At 64.6% G+C, this 19,670-nt stretch carries 17 protein-coding genes and 1 tRNA gene; 3 read left to right on the forward strand and 15 right to left on the reverse strand.

The annotated features are described in order from the left end of the window. Positions 1–98: 98 nt before the first annotated feature. The 6 genes from ACZ2HM_RS03895 to ACZ2HM_RS03920 all read right to left on the reverse strand — a co-directional run bounded on the left by ACZ2HM_RS03895 (position 99) and on the right by ACZ2HM_RS03920 (position 6,407). Complete coding sequence (locus tag ACZ2HM_RS03895; protein WP_017502719.1) at positions 99–944, reverse strand: DUF932 domain-containing protein; 846 nt, start codon at positions 942–944, stop codon at positions 99–101. Between the two features lie 461 nt (positions 945–1,405). Beyond that, positions 1,406–2,512 (reverse strand): IS110 family RNA-guided transposase, encoded by a 1,107-nt coding sequence (locus tag ACZ2HM_RS03900; protein ID WP_151884995.1) that lies wholly within the window; start codon positions 2,510–2,512, stop codon positions 1,406–1,408. A 315-nt stretch (positions 2,513–2,827) separates the two neighbouring features. Next, positions 2,828–3,127, reverse strand: a complete 300-nt coding sequence (locus ACZ2HM_RS03905) for a DUF736 domain-containing protein (protein WP_017502721.1) — start codon at positions 3,125–3,127, stop codon at positions 2,828–2,830. 321 nt (positions 3,128–3,448) lie between these two features. Then, positions 3,449–3,592 (reverse strand): magnesium transporter, encoded by a 144-nt coding sequence (locus ACZ2HM_RS03910; protein ID WP_156440760.1) that lies wholly within the window; start codon positions 3,590–3,592, stop codon positions 3,449–3,451. 26 nt (positions 3,593–3,618) lie between these two features. After that, a complete protein-coding gene (locus ACZ2HM_RS03915; RefSeq protein ID WP_017502723.1) occupies positions 3,619–4,098 on the reverse strand; it encodes an SRPBCC family protein in 480 nt (159 codons plus the stop codon). A 179-nt stretch (positions 4,099–4,277) separates the two neighbouring features. Further along, entirely contained in the window at positions 4,278–6,407 is a 2,130-nt protein-coding gene (locus ACZ2HM_RS03920) for a ParB/RepB/Spo0J family partition protein (protein ID WP_470426289.1), read from the reverse strand. A gap of 751 nt (positions 6,408–7,158) precedes the next feature. Here ACZ2HM_RS03920 and ACZ2HM_RS03925 point away from each other — a divergent pair. Beyond that, entirely contained in the window at positions 7,159–7,914 is a 756-nt protein-coding gene (locus ACZ2HM_RS03925; protein ID WP_026109030.1) for a nucleotidyltransferase domain-containing protein, read from the forward strand. Next, on the forward strand, positions 7,911–8,630 hold the full coding sequence (locus ACZ2HM_RS03930; protein ID WP_017500488.1) for a DUF6602 domain-containing protein: 720 nt from the start codon (positions 7,911–7,913) through the stop codon (positions 8,628–8,630). Before ACZ2HM_RS03925 ends, ACZ2HM_RS03930 begins: the two co-directional genes overlap by 4 nt. Before the next feature lie 3 nt (positions 8,631–8,633). On the opposite strand, the gene ACZ2HM_RS03935 is transcribed toward ACZ2HM_RS03930, so the two are convergent. The 9 genes from ACZ2HM_RS03935 to ACZ2HM_RS03975 all read right to left on the reverse strand — a co-directional run bounded on the left by ACZ2HM_RS03935 (position 8,634) and on the right by ACZ2HM_RS03975 (position 17,881). Then, on the reverse strand, positions 8,634–11,096 hold the full coding sequence (locus ACZ2HM_RS03935; RefSeq protein WP_026109029.1) for a S8 family peptidase: 2,463 nt from the start codon (positions 11,094–11,096) through the stop codon (positions 8,634–8,636). Between the two features lie 13 nt (positions 11,097–11,109). Continuing rightward, positions 11,110–12,093, reverse strand: a complete 984-nt coding sequence (locus ACZ2HM_RS03940; RefSeq protein ID WP_017500486.1) for an AAA family ATPase — start codon at positions 12,091–12,093, stop codon at positions 11,110–11,112. 398 nt (positions 12,094–12,491) lie between these two features. Then, positions 12,492–12,568, reverse strand: a tRNA-Arg gene (locus tag ACZ2HM_RS03945). A 282-nt stretch (positions 12,569–12,850) separates the two neighbouring features. Then, positions 12,851–13,237: a hypothetical protein gene (locus tag ACZ2HM_RS03950; RefSeq protein ID WP_037473884.1), complete on the reverse strand. Its 387-nt coding sequence runs from the start codon at positions 13,235–13,237 to the stop codon at positions 12,851–12,853. 57 nt (positions 13,238–13,294) lie between these two features. Continuing rightward, complete coding sequence (nth, locus tag ACZ2HM_RS03955; RefSeq protein ID WP_470426290.1) at positions 13,295–13,984, reverse strand: endonuclease III; 690 nt, start codon at positions 13,982–13,984, stop codon at positions 13,295–13,297. A gap of 5 nt (positions 13,985–13,989) precedes the next feature. Beyond that, on the reverse strand, positions 13,990–14,754 hold the full coding sequence (gene dapB, locus ACZ2HM_RS03960; protein WP_470426291.1) for a 4-hydroxy-tetrahydrodipicolinate reductase: 765 nt from the start codon (positions 14,752–14,754) through the stop codon (positions 13,990–13,992). A gap of 85 nt (positions 14,755–14,839) precedes the next feature. After that, positions 14,840–15,367, reverse strand: coding sequence for a molybdenum cofactor biosynthesis protein B (moaB, locus tag ACZ2HM_RS03965; protein WP_037476968.1), 528 nt, complete (start codon positions 15,365–15,367; stop codon positions 14,840–14,842). After that, positions 15,367–17,154 (reverse strand): lytic transglycosylase domain-containing protein, encoded by a 1,788-nt coding sequence (locus ACZ2HM_RS03970; protein WP_037476969.1) that lies wholly within the window; start codon positions 17,152–17,154, stop codon positions 15,367–15,369. Before ACZ2HM_RS03970 ends, moaB begins: the two co-directional genes overlap by 1 nt. Continuing rightward, entirely contained in the window at positions 17,147–17,881 is a 735-nt protein-coding gene (locus ACZ2HM_RS03975) for a uracil-DNA glycosylase family protein (protein ID WP_237748919.1), read from the reverse strand. Before ACZ2HM_RS03975 ends, ACZ2HM_RS03970 begins: the two co-directional genes overlap by 8 nt. Positions 17,882–18,009: 128 nt before the next feature. Here ACZ2HM_RS03975 and ACZ2HM_RS03980 point away from each other — a divergent pair, with 128 nt between their 5' ends. After that, complete coding sequence (locus ACZ2HM_RS03980) at positions 18,010–19,662, forward strand: electron transfer flavoprotein-ubiquinone oxidoreductase (RefSeq protein WP_470426292.1); 1,653 nt, start codon at positions 18,010–18,012, stop codon at positions 19,660–19,662. The last annotated feature ends 8 nt before the right edge of the window (positions 19,663–19,670 follow it).

Genomic DNA, 19,670 nt, shown 5'->3' on the forward strand with positions numbered 1-19,670 from the left:
CGGCCGCTGCCGATACGGGCATCCGAGTCGGCGGCGTTATGCCGGCGACAGGAAGCGAAGCCGCAGGGCCGGACGGTCCAGCCCTGCGGCAATGGGCGTCAACCTGTCTTGAGGCGTTGCATCCCTTCGGCCAGCGTCCAGAGCGCGCGGTTGAGCGTCACATTCTGGTCGATGCCGTTGATCGGTCGCGAACGGCTGCGACGGATATGGCCTTCGGCATTGCGCTTGCTGCCATGCAGCCCGCCCCGAATGATGTTCTCCTGTATCACGTTGAAGGTGGTCCACAGGCTGCTGTCCCGATCCTCGTGACGGCGCGGCTCGATGATCTGCTCGGGGGTAAGCGGGCTTTCATCATCGCCATAGCGGGCGACAAGGCTGACCTCGCCAAGCAAGCGCTGCTCATCTTCGGAAAGCCGAACCTCCTTCATCGTCTCGCTGGCGTCGATCAGCCGGGGGAAGTCCTCCGCCACGGTGTAAACGCCTTCGATGATGTCGTGCTGGATATTGCCCTTATGCGGCACGCGGACTTCCTCGAACCGCTCGCCCGCGATCATGCTGTTGGTGCAGACAAACCGCAGCATCCCGGCGAACATCTGATAGGCGCTAGTCCCGTCATGGCTGTTGACGATGATGACCTCGGCGGCCTCGGGCTTGCCGATGCCTCCGTCCCGGCGCAGCCGCAGCATATGCTTGGCGTGGCCGTGGCGGCTGCCGTCACGCGGGACCGACTGGACGGCGAAGAACGGGAACCATCCCTCTCGGCGCAGCCCCTCCACGATGTCGATGGTCGGGACATAGACATAGCGCTCCGAACGGCTGTCGTGCGCCTCGTTGGCGAAGATGGATGGGACGTGGCGATAGAGCGCCTCGTTGTCGAGCGGCTCGCGCCCGCTGATCTGATGGGCGTTGCGGCCGAACCGGGTGGCGAGGTGGTGGATGCTCATGGTCTTTCCTTCCGTGGGCTTGGGTTTCCGCGCAGCGGAGCGCCGCGCTGAAACCCTGCCCGTCGGCGAGACCGGGGGTGCAACCGGAGTGGGCGGCTTCGCGGGGAACCGGCTGCACGGAACGCGAAGCGTGGAGGAAGCTGGGCGGAAGCCGCTCCGAAGGGCGCTGGGGGCAGAGCCCCTCCATGTCCTTTTGCAAGTGCTTAGACGTGAGAAAACATCTCCGCGCCGCAGGCGCGGAGATGGGCTGTCTGGTCTTGCTGTTGGGTCGAAGGCGGGATGGCGAAGGCGACGGTCGATCAGACTTCCATACGCGGGTTGGGTACCGCATGAACGTGTGTCGTCGCGGGCTGCCTCTCACTAAGCACGGGCGTCAGCCAAAGGCTGGCCCAAGGGGCTCTCGAGGATCACCCTGACCTCCATCCCGCCCCCGGCCGAACAGCCCGGTGGGCGTGGGCGCCTCAGGGCGCGGCCGGCTTGACCTGCTGTCCGATCGCCCAGGCAAAGCCTGCCAGTTCACGGGCAATGGCAGTGACCACCACCGTGGGCTTCTTCCCCGCATGGGTGAGCTTCCGATAGCGGTCGCAGAGCCGGACCTGGGCCTTCCAGGCGATGTCACGCACGGGCTTGGGCAGGCGCACCAGCACCTCCACCTTCTCCTGCGCCACGCGCGGCGGGTAGCGATAGCTCCAGGCCGCTTCCACCAACATCCGCCGCGCCTCGCCGTTGCCGGTCTTGGTGATGCCGCCGCGACGGACGTGATCGCCGCTGGAGCGCTCCGAGGGGACCAAGCCGAGATAGGCCATGAGCTGGCTGGGACTATCGAACCGGCTGAGGTCGCCAATGCCGGCGACGAAGGTGACGGCCGAGATCGTATCCAGGCCGCGAAGCCCACGCAGCGCCTCGACCACGGCGCCCATCGACCAAGTCGGGATGAGCGAGGTGATCCGCGCCACCAGCTGGTCGCGCCGATCCTGAGCGGTGAAGATCGCCTCGACATAGTCCTGGAAGACGATCTGGTGGACGGGCTGGTCGAACACCTGGCCCGCCAGCCACACGCGATGGCGCTGAGTCCAATTCTTGCCCTTCTCGTAGGTGCGCCCATGGCGCAGGAGGAACGCCAAGAGCTGCTGGCGGGCCCGCATCAACGCCATCACGGCGTCAAGCCGGGCTCGCACGAGATCCCGCATGGCTTCATGCACAGGATCGGGCACCCACACCCGCGTGAGATCTCCCGACCGATGGAGCACCGCTAGCTTCTGGGCGTCGCGACGGTCGGTCTTCACCCTATCCCCCGGCTTCCGCGGGATCAGCGTCGGCGCGACGACCGTGCAGCCATGACCAAGCTCGGTCAGCTGCCGATAGATTCCGTAGCCGCAGCAGCCGGCCTCGTAACAGAACTCCAACCGGCTCCCGTCCTTCGCCAGCCGCTTGGCCAGCTTGGCGACGTCTGTTGGCGTGTTGGGAATCTCACCCAAGAACCGGACGGCGCCGTCCCGGCCATCCTCTGCAATACTGACCGAGATGCTGACCTTGTGAACGTCCAGGCCGATATAGAGCGTGCCCATGCCTTCCTCCGATGGTGCTGCATCGACTGAAGATGCAGCATCCTGCGGCCGACGGCGCAGCGCCGGCGGAAAAGGACATACGGACTAAGCAACCGCGCCGCCCCGGCGACGCATGACGGGCCTGCGGCTCGCGGCGTTCGGGGGCGCGAGCGCGCAACGTCGCGCCGAGGAATGAACGGCGGCAGCCGTCGACTGCGAGGTTCTCAGCGCCATCCGCCGGAAGCCGGCCGGGCTATACGATCACGCATGGCCCCCGGTCGCTTTTTCGGAGGCTGGAGAAGGTGCGCCCCGCCGTGTGGCGGGGCGCCGGTGGGATCAGTCGGACACCAGCTCGTAGTCGCCAGTGGTCTCGTTCTCGAACAGCCGGAGATAGACCGGCGTGCCGCCGGGAAGGGTCAGCTTGAACGAGACGTAATCGCGCTGCTCCTTGCTGGTCTTCTTCCAGGCGGCGCCGAACTCGATGCGCTCGTCGTCGGCCGCCACGATGCGGAAGTCGGGAGCCTTGTCATTGTCCTTGCCGTCGATCGGGCGAAGCTCGACCTGCTCGCGCGTGCCGAAGAAGCGGATTTCGCCGGTGTAGCCGCGATTGGTGGTGGTGAAGATGCCGCGGATCATATCGTCAGTCCTTTCTTGCCTCGGGACCACGCCATTGCGGCCTCGATGGCTGTCGACCGGACGGGGGACGACTGACCTGCACCCGAAGGGCGGAACGAAGTGGCTGGCGGTGGCGGACGGCTTTTTTGCTTCGCGATGCAAAGCCGGCAGGGCCGGCGGCGGAAAAAAGCCGTGCGACGCCGTTGCGGGGAGGCAGGCGGACCTCGGCCAGACAAGCCTTTTCAGAGGCCGTGTGGCGGCGTGCCGAGAGCAGATGCGGGGAAGACGACGTTGCGGCATCCCTGACGCCACCTCATGTCGCGCCAAGGCGAACCGATCACATCAGAGAAGCGTGCTTTGGAGAATGAGCAGGACGACGCAGTAATAAATGACGATCCCGGTGACATCGACCAGCGTGGCGACGAACGGCGCGGTCGCGCTCGCCGGATCGAAGCCCAAGCGCGTCTGGAGCATCCGATCAGCCACCGTCGGACTGGCCCATTCGGCCAGCGCTATTCGATGAAGGCGGCGAGGTTGCGCAGCGTCGATGCCATTCCGGCCTGGTGGTCGTCGGCGCTGATACCCGGCGGCACGTTCGCGCAGAGGATGGTGACGCGGGTGCCATCGGCAACGGGCGTCAGCGTCGTCGTCACCCGCATCGTTCCGGCGAAGGCAGGATCGTCGGAAGCGAACACCACATCTTCCACGATGCGCTCGTAGGGGAGCAGCTCGACGAACTGGCCGGCGAAGCGGTCCTCCCGTTCGGAGGACTTTCCGACCACGCCGGGCGCGGGATCGTCATAGATGAAGGCCATGCGATAGCCGCCGCCAGCGCGTGCGTCGAACGACTCGATGCGCGCGTGCATCCCCTTTGGCGGCCGCCAGGACGCCACCGATTCGGCGTCGGTCATGGCCCGGAAGATGTCGCGCGGCGGAGCCAGGATCGTGCGTGAGGCCGTGTCGATTCGCGCGCTGTCCGATGCTATCGCCATGCCGGATGATTAGCGGGAAGCGGGGCCAGCCGCCAACGCATCGCGAGCCGGGCCACGCCCGGCGAGCGCATTTTTCCTGAACGCCAGAGCGGCCGCGCCCGGACAAGAGCGCGGCCGCGAATTATCCGGCCTTCACGAAGGGAAAGGCCGGAACCGCTCGCGCGGTCCCGGCCCGTCACCTATTCGGCCGCAACCGCATAATGCGGCTGACCCTCGTCCTCCGGTTCCGGCGCGATGGCGTCCGCCTCGATCCCGGTCGGCTGCGCCACGGCGTCCGCGCCGTCCTGCGCTTCGGTGTCGGGGGCCTCCGCTTCGGACGGCTGCGCGTCCGCTGCGAAATCCTCCGCCTCCACCGCCTCGGGTTCACCCTCCGGCGCGCGCAACAGGACGGGAAGCCAGCCCGTCCCGGCGACAAGCTGCTCCGCCGCGTCGGCCATGTCCGCCTTCTTCATCGGCAGGATGCGCTCGGCTGCCTCGACCGAAACGGCCTCGCTGACGGCCTGCCCGATATGGGCCTTGGTGACGCGCCCGAAATAGCTGCGGGCGGTCGCGGTCCACGTCGCGGTCATGTCGAGGTCAACGGCCTTGGCCAGTCCGTCCGCCGCCTCGATGCGGGCGGTGGAACGCTCCCAAGGCACCTTCACCGCATTGACGGTGAGCGACACGCAATGCGCCAGAAGCTCGGTGCGGCTGTCGCCGTCCAGCGCCGCGAGAAACGGCCACAGGTCCGCCGTATCGTCGGGAAGCTGCGCGCCCCATTGATCGTGCCGCGCCGCGAGCGCTTCGCCCGCGCCGCTGTCCGCGATGCCCTCGGCATGGCTGGCGATGTCTTCGCTCTTGGCGGTGATGGCGAGGCAGGACTTGCCGAACCCATGATAGAACAGGTCCAGCACCAGCGCGTGGGTGAGGGCCACCATCGCCATGTCGGGCTGCGCGCCCAACGCGAGACGGAGGCCGAGCGTCCGGTGGGCCGTGAGGTCACGAACGAGGCTGTCCGAAATGGGCTTGCCCGCGTCGGCCTCGTCCACCTCTTCTTCCTCGTCGGCGTCCTCGTCGTCCTCCACGGCTTCGCCGTCCTCCGCGATGTCATCGCCCTCGTCCTCGGTGGCAACCTCGGGCTGCGGCTCGTCCTCGGCGCGGACATAGCCGCGCTCGATCTTCACCTCGCCATTGGAGCCGAGGGAGACGAACACGCCGCCACGCTCGATGATGGCGGGATCGTAGGCCGAGCGCTTGGCGCTGATCGCGTCGATCTCGTTGCTCAACGCCTGCGCCTTCACCGCCACGTCCTCGGGCATGTCCTCGTAGGAGTCATAGCCTTCGATCAGGGCGTCGTGTGCCGCCGCCGCCTCGGACAGCCGCGCCTCGTCCTCGTCGGACAGGCCAACAGGTTGCGGATAGTAGCGCCGCATCCCATGACCGTGCGGATAGTCGATACTCGCCTCGGCCCATTTCCAGCCCTCGGCCAATATCTCCCCGGCGATCTCGCGCAACCGCTCCACGGCAAGCGTGTCGAGCAAGCCCGCATCCCCGAAGAAACCGCCGTCATCCTCGGTGAACAGGTCGCGAATGACATTGCCCCCGGCCTCGGCGTAGGCATCGGCGCCGATGAACACGGCCCGCCGGTCGCTCGCGGGCACGTTGCTCGCGGTGAGGTCGCGCCGGATGATCCACGGCTCCTTGTTCCACGACAGGTTATCGAAAACCTGCTCCTGACGGGCATGGTCGTCGGTGATGACGAACGCCGCCAACTGGTCGAGCGTCAACCCGTCCTGCCGATAGACGTCCATCAGCTTCGGGCTGACCGCGCCGAGCCGCAGCCGCCGCTTGACGATCTCGGGCGACACGCCGAACCGCGCGCCGATTTCCTCCGCGCCCCATCCCTTGTCGCGGGAAAGCTCGTGGAAGCGCTCGAACTGATCGGCCGGATGAAGCTGCTCCCGATTGTAGTTCTCATCCAAGCTCACCTCGGCCGGATCGTTCTCGGTGTCGAGCCAGCAGCGGACAAGGTGGTTCTTCCTGATCTCCTTGCGCTTGGCGCGCAGCAGATAGGCGAGCCTGCGCCCTTCGCCAGCGGTGACGAGATAGCAGCCGGTCGGCTTGCCGTTCTTCACCTCCGGCTCGACGACGAGGTTCTGATAAAGCCCCTTGGCCGCGACGGACGCGGCGAGCGCTGCAATGAACTCGTCGGTATGCGGCACCTTGCGGACGTTCTTCGGGGACTTCTTGAGCTTGTTCAGGGGGACGAACACGGTCTGACCGTCTTGCGCGCTCTGCTCGGTCGCCACGGTTTCGATGGTATTGGTCATTTCCTTACTCCTTGGGCTTAGGTTTCCGCGCAGCGGAAGCGCCGCGCTGAAACCCTGCCCGTCGGCGAGACCGGGGGTGCAAACGGAGGGACGGCTTCGCGGGGAACCGGCTGCACGGAGCGAAGCGGAGGAAGCTGGGCGGAAGACGTTCCGAAGTGCGCCAGGGGCGGAGTCCCAAGCTCCGCGCCGCTCGCGGCGCCACAAACGACGCACCCTTGCGGCGGACGGCCGGCGCGGCGGCGTGCGCGCGGGCCTGGGGGCCAGCCGTCGCCGCGCCCTCCGGCCAGAGCAAGTGTGCAAACGCGGGCAGATAAAAACGCGCGACCCCTGCGCGGCTTCAGCCGCCAGTGTGCGCTCCCTAGATCCCCGCGTGCTATCTGGGGCGTTGCGGGGTGTCCCCGCTCGAAGGGGTCCGGCGAGACCTGTCAGGGACTCGACGGTAGGGGAAGGCTTTCCCCCTCAAACCGTTTGGGATGAAGACGGAAACAGCACGATCCGCACGCTGGAAGCGCGTTGCGAAGGCTTCAGGCTGTGGCTAGAAATAAAGTGCCCCGGCGGTATGCAAAGCAGGGACCACCGGGGGATACGGGCTCCATGTAGTCGATCCTGGCGGAAAAATCGAGGAGCACGCGGCCCGCGTCATGGGATTGCAGCCGATTGGCCGCGACGGACCCCGTCAAGCGACGCCATACCTATTCTTGCCGTTGCATCGGTGCTTCCGGGAGAAAGATTGCAGCGCTAGGCATATGTGATGAGCAGCGCCTACTTAAACGCGATTCTGGCTAGGGAGGCCGTTGATACCAGCGCGTTCTCACCTGTTCGGCAGGTCCAGACAATAATCGCGCCTGTGCTTCAGCAATGGGCAAACCGTTTCTTACTGTCGATTTCTCCGAGCGGCTCGTTTGCCAAAGGCACGGCCAACCGAAGCGGCACTGACATCGACCTTTTCATTTCGCTGCACGAAGACACGCCCGAGACTTTGAAGGATATTTACGGCTCGCTCTTCAACGCCATTGCAGGCGCCGGCTATGTGCCAAAGCGGCAGAATGCGTCGATCAACGCGACGATCGGCGGCTTCGATGTCGATCTCGTCCCCGGCAAGCGGCAGTCCGCCTGGACGACGGATCACAGCCTCTACCGGCGCACGGCCGATACCTGGACGAAGACAAATGTGACGACACATATCAACACCGTCGTCATGGCGGGCCATCAGCGCGAGTCGCGGCTCCTGAAACTGTGGCGCAACCAGAAGCGGCTCGAATTCCCATCTTTCTATCTTGAGCTGACCGTGATCGCAGCCTTGAGCGGGAGGACATCGCCTGACTTGGCGGAGAATGTCGTGACGGTGCTGGAGTATCTCAGGGACAAGTTCACTGCAGCACGGGTGATCGATCCCGCCAATGGAAACAATGTCATATCGGATGATCTCACCGGCACGGAGAAGCAAGCGGTGCGGCGGTTGGCGGAAGCTGCGCTGGGCGGCAATTGGAGCGGCTTCGTGCAATGACCGAATGGTCCCTCAAAACTTTGCTGCAAAGCCTGCACGACGAGATCGAAGCGAAGCTGGGCATCGCGCGCGGCAGCTTCGGTCACGGCGGAACGAAGGGTGACGCCAGCGAAGCTGTGTGGCTGGAGCTATTGCAGGGCTATTTGCCCGAACGGTATCGCGCTGCCGGCGCACATGTGGTCGACAGCAAGGGCGCCTTCAGCCACCAGATCGATATCGTCATCTTCGATCGCCAATATTCGCCCTTTATCTTCAATTTCAAAGATCAGTTCATCGTACCGGCAGAGAGCGTCTATGCTGTGTTCGAGACCAAGCAGGCGATCAATGCGCAGCATGTCGCCTATGCGGCGGACAAGGTGGCCAGCGTTCGCGCACTCCATCGGACGAGCCTGCCGATACCGCACGCGGGCGGCATCTACGATCCGCGACCATTGCCGGCCATTATCGGCGGACTGCTCACGTTCGAGAGCGAATGGAATCCACCGCTCGGCCAGCCGCTGACCGATGCGCTCGCAGCGCTCGATGGGCAGCACCGCCTCGATATCGGATGCGTCGCAGCGCACGGAGTGTTCGGCTGCGACACGGACGGTTGCTCGCAGGCGCAGGTCGGCGTGCGAGCGGCGACGCGGTTCCTGCTCGACCTCATCTCCCGCCTTCAGGCGAGCGCGACCGTCCCGATGATCGACGTGGGCGCTTATGCCGCTTGGCTCGACTGACCGCTAAGCCGCCGGGATCGGGACCGCGATCTGATTGGCGATGGCGGTATAGAGGTCGATGTCGGCCTCGGGCGCGCGGATCGACACACACAATGCGTAGCGGGCGGAACGATCCCAGCGCTGGAGCGAAGGCTTCTCCTTCCACCATCCGCTGACGGGGAAGACTCCGATCGCGTCGCGCTCGGCGAGGGCGGCCGCGCTGCCACGCCAAATGTCGCTATGGATCGAACCGCGGTCACGGATCGTACCCAGAACCCAGGAGTCACCGCCCGCGGCAGCGCCGACAGCGCCAGCCTCTTCGTCCTGAGCCGCCTTGTTGATCCGCTGCCGGAACGCTTCCAAGCCTTCGAGCGACCGCTTCACCGCAAAGCGGAGATTGTGCGAAGCGTAGCGGTGGCGCCGCGTCCAGCCCCGTTCACCGGGATTGGGCTCAACGAAATAGGACAGGGTGATCCGCAGCTCCACATCGAGATCGCCAAGCGCAGCCAGTTCGGCGCGCGGCCAGGGCAGTCGATGCAGATTCATATCGCGTGTTTTGATCGTCGAGCCGTCCTTGCGGAATGGCAACAGGGCGTCCTCGACCATCAAAGTCGCGTCGTTGGACGCGCTCATCAGCGCCCGGCCAAGGTCAGGCACGCCCCAGCCGTAGCGGCGTAGCATGGCCAGCTTCTGAGCTTGCGAGCCGGCCGCGTCGAAGCGCTGGCGCATCGCCGGCGTCCATTCGGCGGAATGGACAATGAGCGCGCGCACCGTTTCCGGCCAGAGTGTCGGACGGGCTGCGATAACGCCGGCGGCGAGGTTCGCGCCGAGCGCGGCAGCGCCGCTAGTGTCGCCGAACGCTTCGAACAGGCGCATGTTGGGACGATAGTGGGTCGTGAGGAGTTGGAGGTCGTCGATCGCCGAGGCCGGGTTGGCACCGTCATGCGCGAAGTTGCCGCCTTCGAACACGACATCCGGACGGATCGGCCATTGCCGATCCCAGATGGCCGACGTTCGGCTTGCCGGCGAGAGGTCGCCGGCCGGGGCGACGGGCGTCCATCCGTCATAGTCGGGATGGGTGATCGTGATCTTGTCGGTGCTGGCCCCGACGACGAGCGGATTCCAAGCCTGCGCCGGGCTTTCGACCTCTTCGAGGTCGTTGCGGTCAGGATAGTCGGCCGGATTGATGTCGCCGCGAAGATTGCCCGCCGCTAGGACCATCAGGCGTCGCCTGTCACCGCCGCCATAGCAGAGCTGATCCATTGACGAGGACCAGGAGGACGGCCGGCCCCGGCGCAAGCCGACGTCGCTGGTCACGGCCATGCAGAACACGCGCCGGCGACGGGGAGCATGGTCTTCGGCACGAGCGATACCGGTGGCCGTGATCGCTCCGTAAAGTCGCGGCTCGTTCTGCCCGGTTGGCGGCAGGATCTTCACCGTTTCGAGGCGATGACCAAGTGCGACCGGCTCGCCGTGGGAAAGCGCCGCTTCGAGATCGCCATAAAGCGCGACGCCAGCCATCGACGTGCCGTGACCATTCCAGAAGGCGCTGTCGCCGACGCCCCAGTCACCGTCGTAGCTATGCTGATCGGCAGGATCGAGGCCCGGCGCGAGCAGGGGGTGGGCCTGGGTCGCTCCGCTGTCCAGTATGCAGACTGCCGGTGCCAAGGGGGGCGGCGGTGCGATCCGATCAGCCAAGTCGTTCGCCCAAGCGGCCTGATCGACCGTGCGCATTTCGAGAAAGAGGGATGGAGTGTCCTTGGCGAGACGCAGTTCAGCCACGGCGTCGGAATTGCGTATCAGCCGATCCATCGTCGCTTCATCGGCGAGCGCCAACGCGACATCGCGCTCGGGAAAGCTGATGACGTGCTCCTTGATCGCGACATCGAGCTTGGCGGCGACAGACTGGAAGATCGCGAGACCGCCATCCCGAAGCCAGACTTCCCACCACACCTGACGGCCGTCGGCGGGAAAGTGCTGCGCTTCATCGGTAAATAGCGAGCGTGCGACCGCGACCCTGATGTCGTCGATCCGAGCGATCAGGGCCTCGTTCTTGGGCTTGCCGGTGCGCGTCTCCTCATCGCGATAGGCTTCGATCTTCTTGACGAAGAAATCGGCAGCAGCTTCCGGAACGAATACAGTGGCCGAGACCATCTCGTCGCCCTCCGCCGTAGGTCGAACCGCTACCAGCTCGATAGCCTTGGGCTTATTCTCCAAGGCTTCGACTGCGGCGCGCTCGGCTACGGGGATATCGAACTCCAGATAGAAGCCTGGCTTGCCCTCGGCGACGCCGTCTTCCCGCTCTGCGAGCCGTTGGCGGCCGGCGGCGAGCGCCGTTCCGATTGCCTGTTCCAACCGTGCAGCGTGCGCGGCACGCGCCCGCGCCGGAGGGAGGCCGCTGATGACCAGGCGGGGTGACGTGTACGCCTCGCTTTGGCCGCCGCCTTCGACGTGGAAATGGGGGCGGTCGCGGGGAGGTACAGCCATCGGGCCTCGTTGCTTAGAGGATGGCCGCGCGCCGCTCCGTCAGAGCGGTCAGCAGCGTCGCGGTCGTCACGCCATCGTGGCCATCCAGCACCGCGACTTTTGCCGCCTCGTCGGCAGCTCTGGCGACTTCGGCTTGGGAGAGATGGGCGGCGGATTCGAGAACAGGCGCCCATTCGATCGGCTTGAGATCGAAGGTCGCGAGCCGGGCTTCGAGGATGCCCTGCACAACCGAGGGATCAGGAAGATCGTAGCTGATGACATCGTCGAACCGTCGATAGAGCGCCTTGTCGAGCAATTCGGGGTGATTGGTCGCGGCAACGATGAGGCTCGGGCCATCGTCATTTTCGAGAAACTGGAGGAAGGAATTGAGCACCCGGCGAATTTCCCCAACGTCGTTCGGCCCGGCCCGTTGCGCGCCGATCGCGTCGAACTCGTCGAAGAAGTATACACCGCGCTGCATGGCAACGGCGTCGAAGACAAGCCGAAGCCGTGTGGCGGTCTCGCCCATGAGCTTGCCGATCAATCCATCGTAAAGAACCGTGAAAAGGGGCAGCTTCAACTCACCGGCCAAGGCGGCGGCGGTCATTGTCTTGCCTGCGCCAGGAGGGCCGACAAGCAAGAGCTTGCGGCGCGGGGCGAGCCCCCGCGCGCGGAGCCGCTCCTGCTGGCGCTGTTCCCGAAGGACGCGCGCAAGCCGCTCATCAAGTTCGGGCTTGAGCACCATGCTGGACAGCCGGACATCGGAATAGCGGGCTTCCAGAAGCCCTGCGAGTTCGCCCTTCGGCTGCGCCAACGGCACGGGGCCGGCTCCGCGCCGCGCCACCGTCGCGCTTTTGCCCTTGGCGGCATCGACCAACTCGCGCAGTTCCTGCGCGAGCTTCCCATGACCCTGCCTCGCCTCGTGCGCGGCTAGTTGCGTCGCCACGGAGAGGAAGCGGTCCTCATCCCCGTCTATATGGCTTTGCAGCAGTGCAACGATGTGGCGCGCGGTTGTCATAGGTCAGTTCAATGTTCCGGCCTCGGGTTGGAGAACTTTTCGGGAATCTAGCGTCGGTGATTCGCTGTGTAACGCGAATTCGTACAAGGGGTCGTTACTGCCCTCTCTGCCCTTCGCCAACACAGCATTTAGCCGGCGTCGATGGTCCGCTTGGCCGGCCGCAATCCGCGGGGTCTCGATTGCCGATGACCATGCGTTTCATCCAGCCCGGAATTAGGACGCCCCCATCGGATCATCACAGCCGCGAAAGGGCGTGGTGAGTTCGGTTCGACAAGTTTTCCGCGGAAATGCAGGGGCTTCGCGTCGCGCCGCCGCCAGCGTGGTGAGTTTTGGACTTCGAGAGGCGGCGCACCAAGGCTGCTGCGACAGTCTTAACTCACTGATTTCATTGGGAGTTTTGGCGCACCCAAGAGGATTCGAACCTCTGGCCTTCGCCTTCGGAGGGCGACGCTCTATCCAGCTGAGCTATGGGTGCGTATGGCTTGGAGCCGTAAGATTTGCGCCGGGGTAGGTCAATCCGCGATCGAATCCGACAGTCCGAGCGCGGTGAGAATTTGGTGAGTTTTTTCGTCCGTCCTTTCTTCCGTCTTCCTAAACCCTCGTAAATACTGTATAAAATCGCTGCTCTCGCGTTGGACGCGAGCCTTCGGAGGGCAACGCTCTATCCAGCTGAGCTATGGGTGCATGACGCTGGTCGGACATGGCGCTTAGCAAAGGCCATGGGCCTGCGCCAGCCTCAATTCACCCGCGCCCCATCTTATTTCGCCGCCTTTTCCATCGGCTGGAATTTGCCCAGGCCACAGCTTGCGCCCGGTTGCAGGCCTGGCCCAGCGTTCCACAACACCGTGATGATATCGACCGAACAAAGCTGCGAAATGCTGGTCTGGTAGGAGAATCGCTTTTCGAAGCCCAGGCTGGGGCAGCTGTTGGGCAGCGTGTTGCGGTAGAGTTTGCGGCCGTTCATAATGAAGTCGATGGTCCGATCGTCGCGCACATTGGTCGATCGGATCGACCGGATCGGGATGCAAGTGACCGCTTCGCCCTTTGCCACATAGGGGTCGGGCCTGTCCTTGGCGATGGCCGGTGTCGCGGCAGCCGCCAAAGCGAGGCCGAAGGCGAGGGGATAGGCTCGCGAAATGATCATGCTGTCTCTCCATGGCTTTTGCCGAATCGACGTTCTGGCAGGCGCTGTTCCGTCCCTTTATTCGCTGTCTGCTGAACTGGGCGATAACGGCAAGGCGGCAGGGGGTGGTTTTGGTGCGGGCGTCTTGGGCTTGAACCGGCACAGGTCGGCGACGATGCAGCGCCAGCATTCGGGGCGGCGCGCCTTGCACACATAGCGGCCATGCAGGATCAGCCAATGATGCGCGTCGCGCCGGAATGGTGCCGGCACGCGCTTTTCGAGTTTCAGCTCGACCGCCAGCACCGTCTTGCCGGGGGCGAGGCCAGTGCGGTTGCCGACGCGGAAGATATGGGTATCGACGGCGAAGGCTTCCTGCCCGAACGCGGTGTTGACCACGACATTGGCGGTTTTGCGCCCGACGCCGGGGAGGGTGGTCAACGTGTCGCGATCCTGCGGCACTTCTCCGCCGAAATCGCGGACCAGTATCTCCGACAGGGCGATGACATTCTTCGCCTTGCCGTTGAACAGGCCGATCGTCTTGATATGCTGCTTGAGCGCGTCTTCGCCTAGATCGACCATTTGCTGGGGCGTTTGGACGTCGCGGAACAGGGCACGGGTCGCCTTGTTGACGCCGACATCGGTGGCCTGCGCGGACAGCACGACGGCGACCAGCAACTGATAGTCGTTGCCATATTCCAGTTCGGTGACCGGCGCCGGATTGGCTTCGGCCAGGCGGCTGAAAAAGTCGAAGATCTGCGCCTTATTCATGGCGGTCAGAGGCCCAGCACGCCCTTCATGTCGTAACGCCCGGCGGGCTGATCGACGAGCCACTGCGCGCCCTTGATCGCGCCGCGCGCGAAGATGGAGCGGTTCTCGGCGCGGTGGCCGATTTCGATCCGCTCGCCTTCGCTGGCGAAAATGACCTGATGGTCGCCCGCCACCGATCCGCCGCGCAAGGCGGCAAAGCCGATCGCGCCCTTGGCCCGTGCGCCTGTAATGCCATCGCGGCCGCGTTCGCTATGGTCGGCAAGGTCGATACCGCGTCCGCGCGCTGCCGCCTCACCGAGCAGCAGGGCGGTGCCGGAAGGGGCATCGACTTTGTGCCGGTGGTGCATCTCCACGATTTCGATATCCCAGTCGTCCCCCAGCCCAGCGGCGGCTTGTTCCACGAGGGCGGCGAGCAGGTTGACGCCGAGCGATGTATTGCCGGTCTGGAGCACGGGAATGACCAGCGCCGCCTGATCGATCAGCGCGTGATGGACAGGCTCCAGCCCGGTCGTGCCGATCAGGATCGGCTTGTGGGCGGCGATGCAGGCATCGAGATGGGCGGACAGCGCGCCGGGGACGGAGAAATCGATAAGCACGTCGCTTGCCTGGGCCAGTGCTGCGACATCGGTCGTGATCGGGATACCCGGCGCGATCTCGCCGCTGCCTGCGCGGTCGGTGCCGCCCGCCAGGCCCAAGCCCGCTTCCGTCGCGACTGCGGCGATTGTCTGCCCCATGCGGCCTGCGGCCCCGAAAATTCCGATGCTGATCATGAAGACGCCGTCCCTGTTGTGCTGGGAAGCGCGGATGCCAGAGCGACGCGCTTTTGTCATCCCCGCACGGCAGGGAAGGGGCGTCTCAGCGCTCGTTGAGGCGCGGCATCAGTTCGACAAAATTGCAGGGACGAAACCGGCTGTCGAGTTGGGTGATCAATATGCCGTCCCAGGCATCCTTCACCGCGCCGGTGGAGCCGGGCAGGGCGAAGATATAGGTGCCGCGCGCGACGCAGGCGGTGGCGCGGGACTGGATCGTGGAGGTGCCGATCTTCTGGTAGCTGAGCCAACGGAACAGTTCGCCGAAACCCGGAATTTCCTTGTCCTGCACCTGCGCCACCGCTTCGGGGGTCACGTCGCGCCCGGTAACGCCGGTGCCGCCGGTGGTCAGGATCACGTCGACCTTCGGGTCGTCGATCCAGGTGTGCAGTCGTGCCACGATCGCCGCCTTGTCGTCGCGTTCGACATAGCGACCGGCGAGGATATGGCCCGCTTTTTCCAGCCGTTCGACCAGCGCGTCGCCGGAGCGATCATCGGCCAGTCCGCGCGTGTCCGACACTGTCAGTACAGCGATGCGTACAGGGATGAAGGCCCGGCTTTCATCGATCGGCATCAGTCCGAACCGCCACCCATGCTGCCACGCCCATCGGCCTTGCTCAGCCGCACCAGCTTCATGCCCTTGGAAGTCGGGAAGGTCGGCCACAAGCCCTGGGCCATGCCGGTCAGGCAATCGGCGCTGCCCTTGCCCTGGATCTGATACATCCAGTAATTGCGCATGACGATGTTCACATAGGCGCGGGTTTCATAATAGGGTAGCGATTCCATGAAGAGCAGCGGGTCGCCCTTGTCCTTCACTTCGCTGTTCCAGCGTTCGACAGGCATCGGCCCGGCATTATACGCCGCCATGACCTTGGGCAGCAGTCCGCCGGTCGCGCTCATGTCGCGCAGCGCTTCGAGATAGCGCTGGCCAAATTCCATGTTGGTCGACGGCACGAACAATTGGTCAGCCGAGGCGAGGCCCATGTCGCTGCCGGTGCCGGGCCGCACCTGCATCAGGCCGCGCGCGCCTGCGCTCGAAACGACCTGCGATCGGAAGCCCGATTCCTGCAAGGTGTGGGCGTAGATCAGCGCCGGGTCGACGCGCCAGCCGCCATCGGGCTGCCAGTTGGGGGCGGGGAAGCGGGCGAAACTTTCGGGCTGCTTGCCAGCGGGGCCGTTATGGGCGAGCCATAATTGGGTTTCGGGCAGGCTGAGCGCGCTGGCGAGGCGGATCAGTGCGTCATAATGGCCGGTGCCACCAATCTTCGCCTGATGGCGCAGCAATTCTTCGGCACGGGCGTTTTCGCCGATGGCGCTCAGCGCAATGGCGGCGCGGGCATTGGGGCTGTCCTTGAGCAATTGCCATTCGGACGCGCCGAACCGGTTGGTGACAGGCGCAGCGCCGAGTGGCAGGCCAAGCGATTCGCGGGCCAGCAGACCGTAAAAGGTCTCTTCCGACCGGCTGGCGAGCTTGAGATAATTTTGGACCTTGTCCGCTTCGCCGCACACCATATAGGCGCGCGACGCCCAATAGGCACCGGCCGCGCGCATGTCGTTGTTACCGGCCAGCGCCGCGACATTGGCGAAGGACGGGGCGGCGGCGCGACAGTCATTCTGACGCCAGGCGGCAAGGCCAGCGGTCCAGTGGGCCTGTACGCTCCAGTCGCCGCCAGCCCGCGCTTCCAACGCGCGCGCGGCCATGCGCCGGGCATTGCTATCGTCGCTTTCGATATAATAGGCCCAGGCAACCCGCTGGCGTACCTCAGTCAGGCCTTCAGGCGTCAGGCCCGCTTCGCCGCTTGCCAGCAGCGCTTCGGCGCCGATGGGGTTGTCCGCTTTGATGTACGTTTGAATTTGGCCCGCGAGCGCCTGGGCCAGCATGTCGGTCTTGACCGCGGCGACATATTCGCGGCGGGGGGCGGCGCCCAGCCAGACCATCTTCTGCACTTGCGGCAGGATCGGCAGGATGGTCGCGCCGCGCTTTTGCGCCAGGCGGGAAAGTTGGTCGGCCTTGGGGAGCCAGGCGGCTTTGTTCACCAGGTCGAGCAGGTCGAACAGTTCGACCCTGGGCGATCCCTTTGCGAGATAGAGTTCGGACAACGCCAGCGGCTGCATAGCATCCTTCGCGTCCAGCGCGTCGATCATCGCGCGGGCGTCGGACCATTTCTGATCGCGCAGGGCGACGAAGATGCTGCGATAGCGGGCCTTGTCCCCGTCCGACAGGACAAGCGGGGAGTTGCTGACCAAAGCCGCCGATGCCGGCGGCAAGGTGCCGGTCGTTTCCGCCGACACGGGCAGCGCGGCGGCAACACCCATTGCGAACAGGGCCAGGCAGGACAGGCGCGTCGCGGCTCTAGTCATGGTCGGTTTCCTCGATAAGGCTTTGCAAAGCGCGCCAGCATTGCGCCTTGGCCGCTGGTTGCGTGAGCAGCAGGCGGGGGTGAAATGTGGCGACGACGGGCACAATGCCGCCATCATGGTTAAAGCCGGGTAAAGCAGTAGACGCCTCGCCACCGCCCGTCTGCATCAGCGCACGGATCGTCCGATCGCCGAGCAGAAGCAGGCGGCGGGGCCGGGCGAGATGGACATGGGTGGCCATGCGCGTGGCGGCGCTCGCGATGTCGCTTGCCTCCACCATGCCGCCGGGCGGGCGGGCAAAAAACAGGGAGGCGATATAGCAATGTGCCCGGTCGAGGCCGATGGCGCGCAGCATCGAATCGAACAAGGCACCCGCCCGATCGGCCAATAGCATTCCTTGCTCGATATCGGCGGGATCGGGCATGTCGGTGACGATCATCAAGGGCGCATCGATCGGCCCGGTCGGCAGAATCGCGCGGCCCGCCCAGCGTTGTTCGGGCTGCCCCGCATCGCTTGCGAGCCACGTCTGAAACGCCTGCAAATCCTGCGGTTTGGCGACTGGGGGAGCAATCGGGACGCTCGATTGCGCCGCTGATGCCGTAGCGGCCAAGACCGGACGCAACCAGTTGACGGGCGTTTCCGCCACCGCGCCTTCCACGCCGGCAAGCTGCCACCACGCCAGATAGGCGTCGGCACCCAGCGCCGCATTGTCCTGCATTGATCCCCGCATATGCTCCTAAGGGCCAGAGGTTGACGAGGGGGTCAAGGTGCTTCATCGCCTGTGATGGTAGAGTGTTGGAGTAATAAGGCGATCGGAAGATCGGGGTGCAGCCCGCCGGACGCCGATATGGAGGGACTATGAGCGAACGGGAATCGATGCCCTATGACATCGTCATCGTCGGCGGTGGACCAGCTGGACTGTCTGCGGCGATCCGGCTGAAACAGCTTGCCACTGACGCGGGCCAGGAGCTGGCCGTATGCGTACTGGAAAAAGGCTCCGAAATCGGGGCGCATATCCTGTCGGGCGCGGTGATCGATCCCAAGGCGCTCGATGAGTTGCTGCCGCAATGGCGCGACATGGATTGTTCGCTGGCGCAGACGCCGGTGACCGACAACCAGCATTGGTTCCTGACCAAGTCCGGCAAAATGGCCATGCCGCACATCATGACGCCGGGCTGGATGCATAATAAGGGCACCTATACCGGATCGCTCGGCAATCTGTGCCGCTGGCTGGCCGAGCAGGCCGAGGGGCTGGGTGTCGAAATCTTCCCCGGCTTTGCCGCCGCCGAAATCCTCTATCATGAAGATGGCAGCGTGAAGGGTGTCGCCACCGGCGACATGGGCGTCGATCGCGAAGGCAAGCATAAGGGCGATTATCAGCCCGGCCTAGAACTCCACGCCAAATATACCTTCTTCGCCGAAGGTGCGCGCGGGCACCTCACTAAGATATTGAAGCGCCAGTTTGCGCTGGACGCGGACAGCGAGCCGCAGGTCTATGGCCTGGGCATGAAGGAATTGTGGGACATTGATCCGGCGCTGCATCAGCCCGGCCTGGTGATCCACAGTCAGGGCTGGCCGCTGACCGATGCCTATGGCGGCGGCTTCCTCTATCATCAGGCCAATGGCCAGGTGGCATTGGGCTTCGTTGTGGGACTGGGTTACCGCAACCCGCATCTCTACCCGTTCGAAGAATTTCAGCGCTGGAAACAGCATCCCGACATCCGCAAGTTTCTCGAAGGCGGTCGTCGTGTGTCCTATGGTGCGCGCGCAATCAACGAAGGCGGCTGGCAGTCAGTGCCCAAGCTGGACTTCCCCGGCGGCGCGCTGATCGGCTGTTCTGCTGGCTTTGTTAACGTGCCCCGCATCAAGGGCACGCATACGGCGATGAAGTCGGGCATGCTGGCGGCCGAAGCCGCCTTTGCCGCTGTGCAGGCGGGACGGACGAGTGACAGCCTTACCGACTATGACGCCGCCGTGCGGTCGAGCTGGATCGCCGACGAATTGAAGCTTGTCAAAAATGCCGAACCGCTGCTGTCCAAATTTGGCGGCACGACCGGCACGCTGCTGGCGGGCATCGACATGTGGATGCGGACGCTCAAGATCGGCCTGCCCTTCACGATGAAACACAAGCCCGACAATGAGAAGATCTGGCACAAGGACGCCTGCGCCAAGATCGCCTATCCCAAGCCCGATGGCGTGGTCAGCTTCGATCGCCTGTCCTCGGTGTTCCTGTCGAACACCAATCATGAGGAGGACCAGCCGGTCCATCTGCAGCTGAAGGACCCGGCGATCCCGATCAGCTATAATCTGCCCCTTTATGACGAACCGGCGCAGCGTTATTGTCCGGCAGGCGTCTATGAAGTGGTGGGTGAGGAAGAGGGCAATCCCCGTTTCCAGATCAACGCGCAGAATTGCGTCCACTGCAAGACGTGCGATATCAAGGACCCGACCCAGAATATCAATTGGGTCGTACCCGAAGGCGGCGGAGGACCGAATTATCCCAATATGTAAGCGCCTGA

The sequence above is a fragment of the Sphingobium sp. KKT206 genome (genome assembly GCF_055640555.1).